General features: G+C 72.2%; 12 protein-coding genes and 1 other RNA gene. 9 read left to right on the top strand and 4 right to left on the bottom strand.

The window, feature by feature from the left end:
• Window positions 1-11: 11 nt before the first annotated feature.
• The 4 genes from WME83_RS37620 to WME83_RS37635 all read left to right on the top strand — a co-directional run bounded on the left by WME83_RS37620 (window position 12) and on the right by WME83_RS37635 (window position 4,977).
• Window positions 12-680: a TIGR00266 family protein gene (locus WME83_RS37620; protein ID WP_437314527.1), complete on the top strand. Its 669-nt coding sequence runs from the start codon at window positions 12-14 to the stop codon at window positions 678-680.
• Window positions 681-696: 16 nt separating this feature from the next.
• On the top strand, window positions 697-1,383 hold the full coding sequence (locus WME83_RS37625) for a TIGR00266 family protein (protein WP_437314528.1): 687 nt from the start codon (window positions 697-699) through the stop codon (window positions 1,381-1,383).
• 452 nt (window positions 1,384-1,835) lie between these two features.
• Entirely contained in the window at window positions 1,836-3,353 is a 1,518-nt protein-coding gene (locus WME83_RS37630) for an FHA domain-containing protein (protein ID WP_437314529.1), read from the top strand.
• A gap of 49 nt (window positions 3,354-3,402) precedes the next feature.
• A complete protein-coding gene (locus WME83_RS37635; protein ID WP_437314530.1) occupies window positions 3,403-4,977 on the top strand; it encodes a GDSL-type esterase/lipase family protein in 1,575 nt (524 codons plus the stop codon).
• A 3-nt stretch (window positions 4,978-4,980) separates the two neighbouring features.
• On the opposite strand, the gene WME83_RS37640 is transcribed toward WME83_RS37635, so the two are convergent.
• A complete protein-coding gene (locus WME83_RS37640; protein ID WP_437314531.1) occupies window positions 4,981-6,669 on the bottom strand; it encodes an NTP/NDP exchange transporter in 1,689 nt (562 codons plus the stop codon).
• 230 nt (window positions 6,670-6,899) lie between these two features.
• On the opposite strand from WME83_RS37640, the gene WME83_RS37645 reads away from it, so the two are divergent.
• Complete coding sequence (locus WME83_RS37645; protein ID WP_437314532.1) at window positions 6,900-8,474, top strand: hypothetical protein; 1,575 nt, start codon at window positions 6,900-6,902, stop codon at window positions 8,472-8,474.
• 22 nt (window positions 8,475-8,496) lie between these two features.
• Here the strand turns inward: WME83_RS37645 and WME83_RS37650 are convergent, their stop codons facing one another.
• Window positions 8,497-10,272 (bottom strand): hypothetical protein, encoded by a 1,776-nt coding sequence (locus WME83_RS37650; protein ID WP_437314533.1) that lies wholly within the window; start codon window positions 10,270-10,272, stop codon window positions 8,497-8,499.
• Between the two features lie 167 nt (window positions 10,273-10,439).
• On the bottom strand, window positions 10,440-11,522 hold the full coding sequence (locus WME83_RS37655; protein ID WP_437314534.1) for an esterase/lipase family protein: 1,083 nt from the start codon (window positions 11,520-11,522) through the stop codon (window positions 10,440-10,442).
• A 342-nt stretch (window positions 11,523-11,864) separates the two neighbouring features.
• On the opposite strand from WME83_RS37655, the gene WME83_RS37660 reads away from it, so the two are divergent.
• Complete coding sequence (locus tag WME83_RS37660; protein WP_437314535.1) at window positions 11,865-12,641, top strand: hypothetical protein; 777 nt, start codon at window positions 11,865-11,867, stop codon at window positions 12,639-12,641.
• 200 nt (window positions 12,642-12,841) lie between these two features.
• On the opposite strand, the gene WME83_RS37665 is transcribed toward WME83_RS37660, so the two are convergent.
• A complete protein-coding gene (locus WME83_RS37665; protein ID WP_020739407.1) occupies window positions 12,842-13,132 on the bottom strand; it encodes an oxidative damage protection protein in 291 nt (96 codons plus the stop codon).
• A gap of 518 nt (window positions 13,133-13,650) precedes the next feature.
• Here WME83_RS37665 and ssrA point away from each other — a divergent pair.
• The 3 genes from ssrA (at window position 13,651) to WME83_RS37680 (ending at window position 16,143) form a co-directional block, all read left to right on the top strand.
• Window positions 13,651-13,995: a transfer-messenger RNA gene (ssrA, locus tag WME83_RS37670) on the top strand.
• A gap of 472 nt (window positions 13,996-14,467) precedes the next feature.
• A complete protein-coding gene (locus WME83_RS37675; RefSeq protein ID WP_437314536.1) occupies window positions 14,468-15,061 on the top strand; it encodes a macro domain-containing protein in 594 nt (197 codons plus the stop codon).
• Between the two features lie 674 nt (window positions 15,062-15,735).
• Window positions 15,736-16,143 carry a hypothetical protein gene (locus tag WME83_RS37680; RefSeq protein WP_437314537.1) on the top strand — a complete coding sequence of 136 codons (408 nt, stop codon included), beginning with the start codon at window positions 15,736-15,738 and terminating at the stop codon, window positions 16,141-16,143.
• Window positions 16,144-16,192: the final 49 nt, after the last annotated feature.

Genomic DNA, 16,192 nt, shown 5'->3' on the forward strand with positions numbered 1-16,192 from the left:
GGAGGCGTCCGATGCAGGTGAATCTCCTCTACCGTCCCTCCCAGGCCCTCGCGCAGTGCTGGCTCGCGCCGGGCGAGCACGTGATCGCCGAGAGCGGCGCGCTCGTGGGCATGTCGACCAACGTGCGGGTGGAGACGCAGTCGGGCGGCATCATGTCGGGCCTGAAGCGGATGCTGGCCGGAGAGTCGTTCTACCGGAACTCGTTCATCGCGGAGGGCGGCCACGCAGAGGTGCTGTTCGCGACGCCGCTGTCCGGCGACATGGCGGTGCTCGAGGTGGGCGACAGGCAATGGTGCGTCCAGAGCAGCGCCTATGTCGCGTCCAGCCCGGAGGTCGAGGTGAAGACGCGCTCGGGCGGCCTGCGCGGCTTCTTCTCGGGAGCGGGGCTCTTCGCCCTCGAGACGGCCGGGCAAGGTCAGATGATCATCGGCGCCTTCGGCGCGCTCGAGGAGCTCCCGGTGAGAGGCCACGTCGTCATCGACACGGGCCACCTCGCAGCGTGGGAGTCGACGCTCTCGTGCCGGATCGGCAAGAACACGTCGACGTGGCTCGGCACGTGGCTCTCGGGCGAGGGGCTCGTCTGCCACGTCGAGGGCAGCGGCAGCCTGTGGGTCCAGTCGCGCAACGCCGGCAGGTACGGCGCGGCGATCGGCGCGCGGCTCGCCCCGCGGCAACCCTAGAGACCGAGGGGACGGCGTGCGCGACGAGATCCGAGACAACCCCGAGTTCGGCGTCCTCCACGTGACCTTCGAGCACGCCGGCGAGCAGATCATCGCCGAGAGCGGCGCGATGGTCGCGCGCGACGCGGCCATCGACATGAAGACGAGCCTGCAAGGCGGGCTCGCCAGCGCGCTCAAACGCAGACTGACGGCCGGAGAGAGCCTCTTCCAGAACACGTTCACGGCGACCGCGCCCATGCAGTCCATGCGGCTCGCGCCGGCGCCCGAGGGGTCGATCGAGCGCATCGTCCTGCGCTCGGGGATGGAGGTCTTCCTCCAGTCGGGCGCCTATCTCGCCTCCACGCCCGGCATCACGCTCGACACGAAGTGGCAGGGGGCCAAGGGCTTCTTCGCCGGCGGCCTGTCGCTGCTGCGGGCCTACGGCGAGGGGCTGATCTGGTTCTCGAGCTACGGCGGTATCCACGCGATCGACGTCGGCCGCGAGCACCAGGGATATATCTGCGACAACACACACCTGCTCGCGTTCACCGAGGGCCTGCGGTATCAGGTGCGCAAGCTGGCCGGCCTGAAGGGCCTGTTCCTGTCCGGCGAGGGGCTCGTCTGCGAGCTCCAGGGCCACGGGCGGCTCTGGCTGCAGACCCGGAACCCGGGGGCGCTCTCGGCGTTCCTCCACCCGTTTCGGCCCGTGGGAGGCGGCCATTAGCCCGCTGCGCGCCGCGCCGAGCGCGGACCCGGGGCGGAACGCCGCGCGGCCGCGACGTTCCGCCGCGGCTGTGCGCGGGCGCGGCGACGCCGGGTGCGGGCGCGGCGACGCCGGGTGCGGGCGCGGCGACGCCGCGTGCGGGCGCGGCGACGCGCGGCGCGCGGCGCGCGGCGGCTCTCGGCGCCTGCGAGCGCGCCCTTGCCCGCGCTCCCGCCGGCTGGCCCGCCGGGTTCTCGCCCGGCGCCGTCGGCCGGTGGCCGCCGGAGGCCGGCGAAACGCCGCGGTCCCGGCCGCCCGCCATCGGCCGACGCGCCGTCGTTGCCTTCCCGGACGCGGACTCGCTAAAGTAGTCCGGCCTCGAAGAGGAGGCTCGCACGGCGAGCGGCGGATGCCACCGATCCACAGCGGCTCGCGGGGCGAGCCTGGCGTCGCCTGAATGCCCCGAACCCGCTATGTGGAAGCTGACGATCGAGGATGACGAGGGGAAACAGACGGGGCTCCCCCTCGCCCATGAGGAGTATGCGCTCGGGCGCGGAGAGTCGAACTCGATCCGGCTGACCGACCGCAACGTCTCGCGGCGCCACGCGACGCTGGTCAAGAACGGCCAGGGCTGGATCATCCGCGATCTCGACAGCTACAACGGCACGTTCGTCAACGGCGGCCGCGTCACCGGCGAGCAGCACCTGCGCCACGGCGACCTCGTGCAGCTCGGCGACTACCGCATCGAGATCGTCGATGAGGCGCTCTCGTCCGCGGTGACGAGCCCGACGCCGCCGCCCGGCAGCCGCAGCACGTCGCACCTGCCGCTCCACACCCGCCCGAACCGGCTCGTCATGGTCGTCGGCCCGACGCCCGGCGCGGAGTTCCCGCTCGACGGGGAGCGCTTCACCATCGGGCGCTCCGAGGACGCGACGATCTCGATCAACCACAGCTCCGTGAGCCGCCTGCACGCGGAGCTCATCAGCCTGGGCAACGGCCGCTACGAGGTCGTCGACAAGCAGAGCGCCAACGGCGTGCGCATCAACGGCGTCGAGCTGAAGCGCGGGCTGCTCGAGGCGGGCGACGCGCTCGAGCTCGGCGACGTGCGGCTCCGCTTCGTCGCCGCGGGCAAGATCTTTCGCGCCGGACCGGACGGCGGCGCCGCCTCGGCGGGCGTGTACGGGAGCGTGGCGCCCGCGGTGCAGTCGTCCCGCTCGCTCGGCGGGGCGAGCAAGGCGATGGGGATCCTCCTCGCCGTGGCGGTGATCCTCGCCATCGCCGTGGTCGCGGTCACCCGCGCGCGCTCGCAGGGGCCGACGGCGCCCGAGCCGGACGCGCGGCCCGCGACGCCGGAGGTCGGGGGGAACGACGCGCAGATCCTCGACGCGGCGCACGAGCACCTCCGCGCGGGGAACATCGACGCCGCGCACCGGAAGCTGCAGGAGATCGCCGAGACGGCGCCGGCCCGGGAGACGCAGCGCTTCCGGGAGATCGAGGAGCGCTGGGCGGAGGGGATGTTCCAGCAGGTCGAGCGGGCCGCGACGAAGAGCGAGAAGCTCTCGCTGCTCAACGAGATCGCGAAGACCCCGGGCGTCCCGACGGCGCTCCGCGAGCGGGTGGCCGAGATGCGGCGGCAGGTCGACCCCGAGGCGCCGCCCGAGCCGGAGCCCGCGCCGCAGGGCGCGCCGCAGATGTCCTGGTCCCCGCAGCAGCACGCGCACACGCCCACGCCCGCGCCGCCGGCCTCCTCGACGCCCAGCGCCGCGGGCACCGGGGCCCCGCAGGCGAGCGCTCCGCTCGACTCGAGCTCGTACCCGGCGCAGCGAAAGGCGCTCGAGCCGAAGGTCTGGGGCGGGCGCGCGTCGGCCAGCGAGATCAAGCTGCTGCGCGCGATCTGCATCCACCAGGGCGACATGAGCTGCCGCGACAGGGCGACCGCGGCGCTGGACAAGCTGGAGAAGCGCAACGCTCCTCCGGACGCCGGCCTCTGAGCGGGCACGCCGTCGCAGAGCGCCCTTCTCCTCTCCCGTCCGCGCATCGATGACCTCCACGAGCAGCACCAGCGCCCACGAGCCGGCCGTCCACGGGCCTTCCGATCGCGAGCCGGCCGACCACGGCGCTCCCCCGCCCGGCGGTGCGCCGCCCGCGGGAGGCGCGCCGGCGGGCTCGCCGCCGCGGAACGGGCTCGTCTCGTCGGCGGCCGGCGCGCTGGCCACGCTCGGGCTGCTCGTGCTCTTGCCCTACGCGCACCCGAGCCTCTCGCGGCTGCGGCTGCTCACGCCGCTCCCCGAGGGCGAGGGGCTCGTCGTGGTCCCGGCGCCGGCGCCCGTCGCGTCGGTCGGGGAGACGACGCTCGTCACGGAGACCACCGAGCAGGCCGAGCTGCGCCAGCCCGAGGAGGTCGCGCTGCCGGCCGCGGCCGCCGAGCTCGTGCCGGCCGCGGTCGCCTCCGAGGGGAAGCCGCCGCGCCCGATCGAGGATCCGAGCGGCAAGGCGATGACGCCGTTCTTCCGCGCGCTCGCCGCGGTGGAGCGCAAGGCGCCGGGGTCGATCGCGCGCGTCACCTACTTCGGCGACTCCATCGTGGCGAGCGACTTCGTGACCGCGACGCTGCGGCGCAAGCTGCAGAAGCGGTTCGGCGACGCGGGCCACGGGTTCATGCTGATGGCCAACGCGTGGCCTGGATATTTCCACAACGACGTGGTGCGCTCCGCCGGCCCGGGCTGGCAGGTGAGCCGCGTCGTCGGCCCGTTCGCCAAGGACGGGCTGTACGGGCTCGGGGGCGTGTCGTTCCGCTCGCAGGGCGCGGGGGTGTTCTCGCGCTTCGCGACCGCGGAGACCGGGAGCTACGGGCGCGCGGTCTCGCGGTTCGCCGTCGATTACCTGAAGCACCCCGAGGGCGGGCGGATGGAGATCAAGATCGACGGCGAGAGCCGCGAGACGATCGACACGCGGGCCGACGCGGTCAGCTCGGCGATCGCGACCTACGAGGTGCCCGACGGGCCGCACGCGCTCGAGGTGTGGGCGCGCGGGCCGGGGGTGCGCGCGTTCGGGGTGTGGATGGAGCGGGACACGCCGGGGGTGGTGCTCGACGCGATCGGCATCCAGGGCTGCCGCATCCGCTTCCTCGACAAGAGCGACGACGCCCACTTCGCCGAGCAGCTGCGCGCGCGGAACCCGTCGCTGACGGTGTTCCAGTACGGCATGAACGAGAGCGAGGACGGCGAGCTGTTCCCGCTCGATCAGGTCGAGTCGACGATGAAGGCGGTGCTCGATCAGGTGAAGGCGGCGCTGCCCGAGTCGTCGTGCCTGCTCGTGGGCCCGATGGACCGCGCCGACAAGAAGGGCGAGGTCTACCGGAGCCGGCCGGTGATCCCGAAGCTCGCGGCGATCCAGCGCCGGGTGGCCGGGCAGGTCGGGTGCGGCTACTTCGACACGTTCGGCGCGATGGGCGGCTCCGGCTCGATGGGGGTGTGGGTCCAGCGGGGGCTCGGCGGCGCCGATCTCGCGCACCCGTCGGGCGCGGGGGCCGAGGTGATCGGCCGCTGGGTGTACCTGGCCCTGATGGAGGCCTACGAGGCCTGGAAGGCGGAGGCGGCCGCGGGCCGGCCCTGAGGCCTACGCGGCCTTCAGGTCCTCGGCGCCCGGCTCGTCCGCGGCGCGCCGCTTGTGCTCGCGGGCGATGCCGACCACGACGCCGAGCCACGCGAGCGCGAGCGCGATGTTGACCATCGCGAAGTGCCGGACGGAGAGCGCGAGCACCTGGCCGACGATCACCCCGACGGCGGCGAGCACGTCGCCCGCGCGGACGACGAAGGTGTCGATGGCGGCCTTGGCGCTGTACTTCGCGTCGCGGCCGACCGGCAGGAAGAGCGCCTGGCGCGCCGTGTTCTGGACCGAGTAGTCGGTGCTGTTCTCGGCGATCTTGGCGACGCGCACGACGGCGAGCGCCGGCAGGACCGCGAGGGACGCGTTGCCGAGGAGGGCGATGGTCGGGAGGATGAACAGGGCGAACCGCACGCCGAGGTACTTGAAGATGCGGGAGACCAGGAAGAGCTGCAGGACGACGCCGAGGGTGTTCACCCAGTAGAAGAAATCGCCCTTGAAGGTGCCGATGATCGCGCCGAGCGCCGCTTTCTTCCCCTTCTCGGTGCGCGGGTGGACGAGCCCCTTCTCGGCGCCCTCGACGACCTTGCCGCCGGCCTCGACGTCGAACGCGCCGCCCTTGACCGCGGCGATCTTCCCCTCGAGCAGGCGCGACGCCTCCGGATCGACGAGGTAGACCGGGGCGCCCGCGGCGAGCGGCGCGCCCGGGTCCGCGCCCGCCGCGGCGGCCGGCGCCTTCTCGCCGGCGGCGGCCGGCGCCTTCTCGCCGGCGGCGGCCGGCGCCTTCTCGCCGGCGGCGGCCGGCGCCTCCTCGCCTGCGGCGGCCGGCGCGCTCTCCTGGCCGAGCGCGCTCGTGGCGGACTCGATCAGGGTGCGATCGAGGATGTACTCGCCGGTCGAGTTCACCCAGTTGAGGACGAGCGTCAGGGCGGCGATGAGGAGGAGATAGCGGTCGCCGGCGATGATCTTGAAGCCGCCGGCCGCGCCGCCGGGCGGCGCGTCGGCCTTCTTCTCCCCGCCGCCCGGGCCCGCGAGGTCGTCGCGGTGGACGAGGTAGGTGAGCCACAGGCAGGCGAGCAGCACGCCCGCCGCGACGAGCATCATGTTGTAGGGGCCGATTGGCACGTAGACGCGCTTCGCGATCTGCGCGCCGAACATGGCGCCGAGCGAGCTCCCGATACCGACGATCGCGAAGAGCCGCTTGCCCTGCTCGGGGGAGTAGACGTCGTTGGCGAACGACCAGAACTGCGCGATCACCGTGAGGTTGAAGCAGCCCACCCACAGGTAGAACGGCACCCCGAGGGGGACGCCGAGGCGCGCGAGGAAGAAGAAGAGGACCAGGTTCGCGGCGAAGAAGAGCGTCAGCGCGGTGGTGAGCTGCATGCGCCCGAAGCGCCGGGCCATGGCGCCGTAGGCGCGGACGACGCCGACGAGGAGCAGCGCCTGGCCCGCCGCCGCGTAGGCCTTCACCTCGGGGCCGTCGAGGTCGAGCTTCTGTCCGCCGATCTCGAGCCCGCCGCCCGCGAGGATCAGCGGCTCGCGGACCACCTTGAGGAGATAGTAGCCCGTGAGCAGGAGGAAGACGTTCAGCGTCAGGACGAGGACGCTGAAGACCTCGCGCGGCTTCACCTCGGCAAAGATCGACAGGAGCCGGTGAAGGACCCCTCGGGCCGGTGTCTCGTTCTCGCCAGTGCTCGCCACGCGCCGCTCCATCCCGGGACAACCGCCGTTCAGGCGGCACCGGAACAGGACCGATGCCCGAGCGCGGGAGGCTATCGAGCCTGGTCCCGGCCGGCAACCTCCGTCGCGGCGCCGCGTGTGTGAAGCGCCGTACAGGGCGTTGGGCGGGGGGCGCGCCGCGCGGACAAACGTCCCGCCGGTCGGGAACTCCGCTAGGCTCCCGCGCGGCGACGTGCGAGAGACGAGGCCGATTGGGACCTGACGAGAAGGGATGGACGCGCGCGCTCGGCACGGGCTTTCGGCGGCGCACGGCCGCGCTCGCGAGCTGCGCGGTGCTGTCGCTGTGCGCCGAGGCGCAGGCTGCGCCGCAGGCGGGGGCCGCTGAGCCGCGGCCGGGGACGGCCGCGCCGCAGGTGGGGGCCGCGACGCCGCAGACGGGGACGGCCGCGCCGCAGGCGGGAGCCGCAGCGCCCGCGGCGGCGGCGCCACCTCCGGCCCCGGGATCTCCGCCGGCGCCCCGCGCGGCGGCTGCGCCGGCGCGGCCTCCCGCTGCGGCGCCGCAGGCGCCCAGCGCGAGGCGCCCCCTGCCCGACTACGATGGTCGCCCGGACGAGGGGGCGAGCGTCGGCGACGCGCTCCTCTGGGTGCCGCGCGTCCTGTTCTTCCCCGCCTACCTCGCCAGCGAGTACCTGGTCCGGCGGCCGCTCGGCTACCTCACGGTCGCGGCGGAGCAGGGCGAGTGGATCGAGGAGCTCAAGGACATCTTCACCTTCGGGCCCAACGACACGATTGGCATCGTCCCGACGGCGCTCTTCGACTTCGGCTTTCGCGAGAGCGTCGGCGTCTACTTCTTCTACGACGACCTGTTCTTCCCGGGCAACGAGCTCCGCGTGCACGCGGCGACGGGCGGCGTCGACTGGCTGCGGCTCACGATCGCCGACCGCATCCCGCTCGACGGGCGCGCGCACCTGAAGCTCCGCGGCGAGGCGGACACCCGGCCAGACTGGCTGTTCGCGGGGATCGGCCCGAGGTCCCTCGGGCGCGACTGGGCCCGCTACGCCGCCGACAGCATCCAGGGGAGCGCGACGGTCCACGTCGATTTCGACGCGTTCAGCTTCGTCGAGGCGTACACCGGCGCGGAGACCGTCGATTTCGACGACATCTGCTGCGAGCCGACGGTCGGCTGGCGGGTCGCGAACGGCCGTTATCCGCTGCCTCCCGCGTTCGACACGGGGTACACGGCGTACCGCATCGGGGCCCGGGCCGCCCTCGACTCGCGGCGGCCGCGCCCCGAGCGGGGCCACGGCGTCCGGCTGGAGCTCTCCGGCGAGCACGCCGCCGACCTGGAGCGGCCGCTGCAGAGCCGGTGGATCCGCTACGGCGGCTCGCTGGGCGGGTTCGTCGATCTCACCGGGCACGACCGCATCGTGAGCCTGGTCCTCTCGGCGGCCTTCGCCGACCCGCTCGGCCCCGCCGAGGTCCCCTTCACCGAGCTCGCCGAGCTCGGCGGCGGCGCGCCGATGCACGGGTTCCGCGAAGGGCGCCTCCGCGGGCGGAGCGCCGCCGCGGCGACGCTCGAGTACCGTTACCCGATCTGGGCGTTCCTCGACGGCACGGTGCAGGTCGCCGCGGGCAACGTGTTCAGCGAGCACCTCCGCGACTTCGAGCTCGATCTGCTGCGCATGTCGTTCGTGCTCGGCCTGCGCACGAGCGGCTCGCGCGACCACTCCTTCGACTTCCTGATCGGCTCGGCGACCGAGACCTTCGCGCAGGGGGCCGGCCTGCAAGACCTGCGACTGATGGTCGGCGCCAGCAGCGGTTTTTAAGCGAGCGGCGACGCTGAGAGGGTCAGTCGGGCGCGGCCGAATCGTCGGGTCGCTCGATGCCGACGAGCTTGTAGCCGCGGCGCGGGCCGAGGTCGTAGAGGTGGGCGCGCAGCGGGCCGGGCGCCTGCCCGTTGAGGATGTCGACGATCGCGTAGCGCGAGGGCGCGTCGTCGGGCACGCCGCCCTGATCGGCGATGTGCGGGAGCGAGAGGCACACGCGGCCGTCCGGCGACGGGCGCACGACCGGCCGCGCGCGCAGGGCGAGCGCCTCGCCGGCGTACATCGCGGCCTCGTAGCGGAGATCTTGCGCGCGCGCGACGCCGGTGCGCCGCGCCAGGTCCACGCCGCACAGCTCCGCCGGCGAGGCCACGGCGACGTCGGCGAGCGGCGACAGGCGCGTGAGGTACCGCGCCATGATCGCCTGCTTTCGCTGGAGGAGCTTGTCGATCAGCCACGTGGTGTGCCGCGGGGCGGTGAAATCGCCGGCCCGCACCGCGGCCTCGACGAGCTCCGGCGTGAAGCGCGCGAGCGTCCGCGCGGCCCAGGCGCCGTCGAGCTCGGTCATGCGCCCGAAGGCCGGGTTGGGGTAGCCGCCCCGCCAGCGCTCCGGCCGGAAGTCGCGGGCGTTGAAGAAGCCGAAGATGTCGCCCTGCGGATCGCGGGTCGCCCGGTCCCACGGCCGCTCGGGGACGCCGAGCGTGATGAAGTCGAGGAGGACGTACTCGGCGTCGAAGTAGTAGGCGTGGCCGAGGCGCTTCGAGATGCCCTCCCAGTCCCACTCGCTGCCGAAGCAGTCGCCGAGATCGATGTAGTAGTGCCGCACGTGGCCGGGCGATGCGTCCTTGTCGTCCTCGTCCTCGGAGAGCCAGACATCCATCGAGTTCTGCTCGCGCGAGTCGAAGTGGTTGAGCCACGCCGCGAGCAGGCGCCCGCCGCGCAGGTCGCGCCGGTCCTCGTGCGGGATGACGTCGTTCGGGTCGTCCTCCCGGGTCCCCTCGTACTTGAACGGCCCGAGGGCGCGGCCCGGCAGCCAGCGCGAGGCGACCATGCGGACCCGGTCGCCCCGCCTCGCGGCCTTGGCGAGCACGCCGTCGAGCGCCGCCTGATCGAACGGCCTGGAGGTGCCGCTGTTGTCGGTCACGGTGAGCCCGGGCGAGAGCTTCAGGATCGACGGCTTCAGGTAGACCACGGAGTCGCACGGCGCCCAGTAGCCGGCCGCGTGGTAGAGGCGCGCCGCGATCGCGGTGGCGCCGGTCGCCCGCTCGGGCTGCTCCGCGGGATCGGCCTTGAGCATGAACTTGCCGACCCCCTCGACCTTGATCCGGAAGCCGGGGTTCGCGCCGTTCGGCTTGCCCATGTCGATGACCCAGGACCCGTCCGGCGCCTCGGGGTCGAGCGTCTTGTCGCCGCACGGCCCGCTCACGAGCTCCTCGACGGAGAGCGGCCGCTTCCCGATCCGGTTCGTGAACCAGCTCGAGTCCGGCACCTCGTCGACGCTGTTGACGTTGACCGCCTCCCCGCCCGGGTCCACGGCGAGGAACCGCGTCACCGGCCGGAAGACGAGGTTGTCGGCGGCGTCCCACGCGAACGACGACTCGTACGGCTCCGGCGTGCAGAGGCGGTGCCGCGGATCGTCCTTGGGCGCCTCGGGATCGGGCCGGCAGGGCAACGAGACGGGGTTCAGATCGGCGTCGCGCCAGACCGGATCGCGCAGGGGGAACCGGCGCACGTCGCCGCTGCAGGCCGCGCTGAGCAGGGCGAGCAGCGGGAGCGACGAGGTGAGCAGCGCCTTGAGCATCGGCCGGGCATGGTACTGGACCGGGCGCCGCTCGGGGCGGTTTTCGACGGCGGGGCGCGGTGGATCCGCGGGGTGCGGCGGGCCCGCGGAGGGTTGGTTGGAGGGAGCGGCGGCCGCGCGGGGCCCGCGCGGCGCGGGGGGCGCGGCGCTGGGTCGCCGCGGGCTCGTCAGAAGCCTTCTTGCCGGAGCCGCTCGATCACGGCGCGGTAGAAGTCGATATAGAGCCAGGTGTTCCCCTCGCCCGGGCTCTGCCCGAAGAGCTGGCCGATCTCGTCGAAATGGTCGGCGGGGAGACAGCCCCAGAAGCTGCCCCAGCGCGCGTCCCGCGCGCGCACCAGGCCGTCGTTCGGGATCGACTCGCCGAAGCCGCCGTCGAGGATGGTCTCTGTCAGCGAGAGCAGCGGGTGCACCGGATCGAGGCCTTCGTCGAACTGCGCGACGAAGGGCGCCGGGGCGAGCGTCGTGCAGTCGCGGCCGCCGAGCGCGCGGTCGGTCCTGCCGCCGAAGGAGGCGTAGAACACCCCGGGCGAATCGGTGTATCTCGCGTTGAACTCCTCGATGCCTGGTGTCGAGAACTGCTCGAGCGACGCGAACACGCTCGTCTCCTCGCCGATCTGGTCGTAGAGCGGCGCCCCGATCGCGTTGAGCAGGTCGTCGAGGACGTCCTGCAGGCGCTCGTGGGCGACGAGCTGGAGCGCGATGTCGGCGATCTTGGACCCGAGGTGCGGCGTGGCGACGGTCACGACGGAGGCGACGAGATCGGGCCGATCGTGCGCGACCACGCGGGCGTCGAGGCCGCCTTGCGAGTGGGCGATGATATTCACCTTCTCGTGGCCCGTCTCGGCGAGGATCTGCTCGATCCGCGCGGTCAGCTGGGCGCCGCGGTATTCGGAGCTGTTGAACGGATCGACGGAGGGCGTGAACACCGCCTCGCCGCCCTCGGCGAGGGTGTGCTTGAGGTTGTAGAAGTAGCTGACGTATCCGGCGCCCGCGAAGTCCTCGAATCCGAAGAAGCCGTGGGCGAGCACGATGGGATACGGCGGCCCGAGCTTCGCGGACGACGGCCAGCCGCCCCCGGTCCCGCCCGAGCCGTCCGCCGCGCCCTCCCAGCCGCCCGAGGCAGAGCCGCCGCCTGCCCCCGTGATCACCTCGCCGGTGTCCCACGGATCGAGCTGCTCCTCCGCCGCGCCGCAGCCGGCGAGGAGCGCCCAGGAGGCGAGTATCGCACACCCGGCGAGACCGGCGGACACCCGTCGTCCCCTGGAACGAGCGTCCGTGTGAGACTTCCACTTACGCAAACCGCCAACACGCGATGACGACGATGCGGACGAAGAAAGATCCAGCATGACCACCTCCTGCCGGAACCGGCTCAGACTCTGCTGATGGGCAGCTGATGTCAAGCGCTGTCGGAAAACTGAACCATCACGGCTGTCGCGACGAGCGTCGAGACGGGTAGCGCATTGCGTTGTGAACGGTGGGGTGGATTTCCTGCATTGCGCAACGGGGTTGCGGCCGTGCTGGCGCATTGCGTCGCGGGTTGTGGTCGTTTTTCCATGCGGAGGGGCGCGCCGGCTCCGGTAGGTTCGTGGGCCATGCGATCTGTCCAGAGCTCTTTTGTGCTTGTTCTGATCGGTTCCCTGGTCGGTTGTGGCGGCGCGGCGCCTCCTCCGTCGGCGCCGGAGCCTGCGGAGGCCGAGGCGGCGCCGGCGGCGGCGGCGGGCGGCGAGGCGGCGGAGGACGGGGACGGGAAGAAGGAGGAGGACGCGGCGGCGGATGCGTCGAGGCAGATCCCGACGACGTGCGAGCAGAAGGGGGATGTGTGTGTGCCGCCGGCGGCGTTCGTGAAGCGGCTCTGCAGCGGGTTCTATCCGGACGTGGCGCTCAGCCTGTTCGCCAAGGGATCGCCGTTCACGCGCGGGTACCTCACGCGCGACACCGAGGCGTGGAACGCCTCCGGCGGGTCCTCCTCGAACGACAAGCTGCTGTTCGATGAGGAGGTGCTGATCCTCTATCACCGGGCGCCGGACACGGGGGGCATGGTCGTGAGCGGCGCCGGGGGCGGCTACGACGTGCTGCGCTGGGACGGGACGTGCGCGTCGCTGATGACGGAGGAGGTCCGACAGCACGTGCCGCCGAAGCCGAAGTTCGCGCCGATCCCGTGGAAGAGCCTGGATGAGAAGACGCGCGAGGCGTTCCAGGCCGACGAGAAGGTGGGCAAGATCGTCGCCGAGCGGCGGAGGGAGTGCAAGGGCGCGACGATGGGGGCGGTCAGCGCGAAGTGCGAGAAGGTCGACAAGCAGATGGGCGCGGCGCTGATCGAGTACGTGCGCGGCGGGGGAGCGCTGCCGGCGCCGGGGCCGCTGAAGTGAGGGGGTGAGCCGGGGGGGGCCGGGGGCCGGGGGTGCCTCGGATGGCGGGCGCATCCGCAGGGGCGGGGCGCATGCCGCAGGGGTGGAGGACGCCGGCGGGCGCAGCTGGGTGGGAGGAGCGAAGCCGGACAGGTGGGCGGCAGGACCGCAGCCGGCAGGTGGACGGGAGCGCCGCCGGCGGCAGAGCCGACGGGGAGCGGCTACTCCTGCTTGTCCTTGGGCGCCACGAAGTCGGGCGGCGGCTGCGCGGCCTCGTTCCCGCCGCTGAAGAAGTACTTGTCGAGCTCGGTCATCCAGATCCGCTGGCCGGCCTCGGAGATGAGATCGAGGCGGTACTCGTTGATCAGCATCTTCGAGTGCTCCAGCCACATCCGCCACGCCTCCTTCGAGACGTTGTCGTAAATCCGCTTGCCCACCTCGCCCTTGAGCGGCGGCTTCTCCAGCCCCTCAGCCTCGCGGCCGAGCTTCACGCAGTGGACCATCCTCGTCATAAGCTGCCGGTCTCCTTTTCCTTTTCGCGGGCTTCTTAGCCGACCCAGGGGGAGCCGTCGAGAGCGGCTGGCGAGCAGGCGGGGGCGGCTGAAGGCGGGGGCGGCTGAAGGCGGGGAGCGGCGGGGGCGGAGGGAGGCGGCGGGGGCGGAGGGAGGCGGCGGGGGCGGTGCGCGCGGGGGAAGCGGGGCGAGCGGCGGAAGCGACGCGCGCGGAGGAAGCGGCGCACGCGCCCGCGGGCAGGCGCGAGCGCGAGCAGGTGCAAGCGCGGGAGCGGACGCGACCGGGCGCAGCGGAGCGTGCGCAGGGGAGGCGCGGCGGAGCCGCCGAAGCGGACGGGTGCGTGAGGGACGGCGCCGGGCGGCAGAGAGCGCCCGGAAGAGGCGGGCCGACCCGGGCAACCCGAGACCGCGGACCGACGGCCGCCGGACGGCGCGCTCAGCGGCAGAGCGATCTGACGCGGAGGGGTTGACGGCAGCGCAATTCCTAGCAATATTCGGTCCGTCTGAACGAACCACGAGGGGGCGATCGGCTTCGACGTGGGGACTGAAGGTCTGTCTGCGTGCTGGCGGCTCCTGCTCCGCCTATCAAGCGGGACGTTACAAGTGCGAACGACAACGCATACGCTGTTGCGGCCTAATAACCGCTAAGCCATCCGAGGAGAAGGTCGTCCTAGTACTCTAAGGGTGTCAACCACAGGGCTGGGTCGCGTGAGGGTGCCCTCGATAACGCGGCCGAGATTCAGTGAGGGATAGGTCGTAGCCGAATCTACGAACGCCGTCGCCGGCGCATGGCGACTACGCACGTGAACGAAGGTAGACTGGATGCCTTGCGGACCCGGGTTCGATTCCCGGCGCCTCCACCACGAAGACACGGCGAGAGCCGTGTCTTCTTGCTTTTGTGTGCCCTGCGTGTGACCTGACAGATTTTGGCGACGCTGAATTTGGGGCGGGTCCAACGTGAGCGGGACCACCGGGAGTGGGCGCGGCGGGTGACGCGAGGGTACGGGGCTCCACGGAGTTCCACGGCGGGCACCAGGCCGACGGGACGGATCCCGGGTCCGAGTCCGCTACGCCGGATCTGGCCAGCGAGACCCGGACGAGCGGGCCCGCCTGGACGGCGGTTGCAGGCGTCGGGCGAGGTTCCTACTCTGCGGGACCGGCCCCCGGACCGTGACGGCGCCCCCCTGCCGAGCGCATGCCCCGTCTTGACACGGGATGGCATCTCCGCTGGCCTCGCAAAGCGGCGTGGCGATCGAGATAGCTGGAGCGATGCGGACGCCCCAGAGCTGCGCTTGGGCCGCCGCCCGTTCGAATGTTGGGTAGAAAGGAGCCGCGGTGCTGCCGGAGAGGACCTATCTCGTCGATCAATGGGAGCCGCTCACTGCGGCATGGGGCCAGGCATTCGCGACGCACGATGCAGTCGAGGTCGCCAGAGATGATTTCTTCGCACGGGACGCCGACGCGCTGGTGAGCCCCGCGAACAGCTTCGGCATCATGGACGGCGGACTCGATCGCGCAATCCGAGACACGATCGGCGGGGCCATCCAGGCGCATGTGCAGGACGTCATCCTACAAAGGCATCACGGCGAGCTCCCGGTCGGAGCGGCCGAGGTCGTGGAGACCGGGCATGCCCGGTGGCCATTCCTGATCGTGGCTCCCACGATGCGGGTGCCCGAGAGCGTCGCCAACACGCTGAACGCCTACCTGGCCTTCCGCGCCGTCCTGCTCGCCGTGCGGCACTTCAACTCTGAAGGCCAGCGGATCCGCACGCTCGTCGTTCCGGGCCTCGGCACGGGCATCGGGGCCATGGACGCTCGGCGCTGCGCGGCCCAGATGCGCATTGCGTACGACCAGGCGGCCGGTCCGGCGCGGATTCCCAGCTTCGACACAATCCACAAGATCCACCAAAAGCTAAGATCGTCGCTGTAACTGAGGCCCACGAACTGCACGCCCCCTGGCGGGCAGGCGTGCCTCGCGGTGCCTGCGGCAGGCAGGACGGGCGGCCTGCTATTACCGCCCGGTCTCGTTGCTGCTCAAGCCCCTCGCATCGAGCAGGCTACGTGATGGTGAGGAGCTCTACGCAGCGAAGATGGCCATCATGGTTGGCGCTCGCTCCGCGTACGCAACGAGGGAGGACGACGCCCATGGAGCCGCGGCACCTGCCTTCCGGATATCTGCCACGAATTCTCATCGAAAAAGCTATCGGCGCGTGGTTGCGTCCATTCCGGCCACCGCTCGAAAATTCCCACCGTTCGTTGCTCCCACGTCCGCCTCACGACGGGGTAGGTCCACCAGCGGAGCGGAGCAGCGGCGCGGTGCCGGCCACAAAATAGGCGACGAGGAGACCTGATCTTGGCGGACAGCCTCCTCGTCGTGCTCCGGTTCTTGTGCCCAGGAATCGAAGCGATCGCAGTGTTATCCAGAGTGCCATCGACATCAAGCGCTGGCAGCAGCAACCCCCCTCGGTCGTCGAAGCGCGCCCTGCTCGCTGCCCCGCCTGCGGCGCCGCGAGTTGTCCGCTCGGAGGCGCCGTCCGGCTCCAAGGTCACGGCAGGCGCGAGCGGCAGATCTGGGGCCCTGCCAGCCCGGACCGACCCCCCGAAGTGATCTCGGTCACCGCCCGTCGCTACCGCTGCCTCGGCTGCGGCGCCGTGCTCCTCGTCGTTCCTCGCGGTGTGCTCGGCCGGCGCGCGTACAGCGCCGGCGCGATCGGCTTCGCCCTCGCGCTCTGGGGCGTCGCGCTCGCGACGGCAGCTGAGGTCCGGCGGCGCGTAGGCCCGGCGAGGATCCTGGGCGACAGCGCCGTCACCGGCTGGGCGACGCTGCGCCGGTGGGCGCGCGATGTCGCGCAGCGACGTCTCTTTGCGGAGGCCCCCAGCCCAGGCCCGCCCGCATCTCTTCGCCAGAGCGCGGCCAGCGCCGCGGCAGCGCTCGCGGCGAGCGCTGCCCCAACGACCCGGGCGCTGCCGCTCGAGCACCGCGCCTTCCTCGGCGCCGCGCACGCGGCGTGAGGGCCTCTGCCCTTTCGGAGTCCCAATCGTACAGCCCACCTGAGAGGAT

The organism is Sorangium sp. So ce385 (genome assembly GCF_051474135.1).
In the GTDB taxonomy this organism is placed as follows: domain Bacteria; phylum Myxococcota_A; class Polyangia; order Polyangiales; family Polyangiaceae; genus Sorangium; species Sorangium cellulosum_D.

What these genes read in the sequence shown, in the direction of transcription:
- WME83_RS37620 (WP_437314527.1), top strand. Translation starts at nt 12, where the DNA reads ATGCAGGTGAATCTCCTCTACCGTCCCTCCCAGGCCCTCGCGCAGTGC.
- WME83_RS37630 (WP_437314529.1), top strand. Translation starts at nt 1,836, where the DNA reads ATGTGGAAGCTGACGATCGAGGATGACGAGGGGAAACAGACGGGGCTC.
- WME83_RS37635 (WP_437314530.1), top strand. Translation starts at nt 3,403, where the DNA reads ATGACCTCCACGAGCAGCACCAGCGCCCACGAGCCGGCCGTCCACGGG.
- WME83_RS37650 (WP_437314533.1), bottom strand. Translation starts at nt 10,272, where the DNA reads ATGCTCAAGGCGCTGCTCACCTCGTCGCTCCCGCTGCTCGCCCTGCTC.
- WME83_RS37660 (WP_437314535.1), top strand. Translation starts at nt 11,865, where the DNA reads ATGCGATCTGTCCAGAGCTCTTTTGTGCTTGTTCTGATCGGTTCCCTG.
- WME83_RS37665 (WP_020739407.1), bottom strand. Translation starts at nt 13,132, where the DNA reads ATGACGAGGATGGTCCACTGCGTGAAGCTCGGCCGCGAGGCTGAGGGG.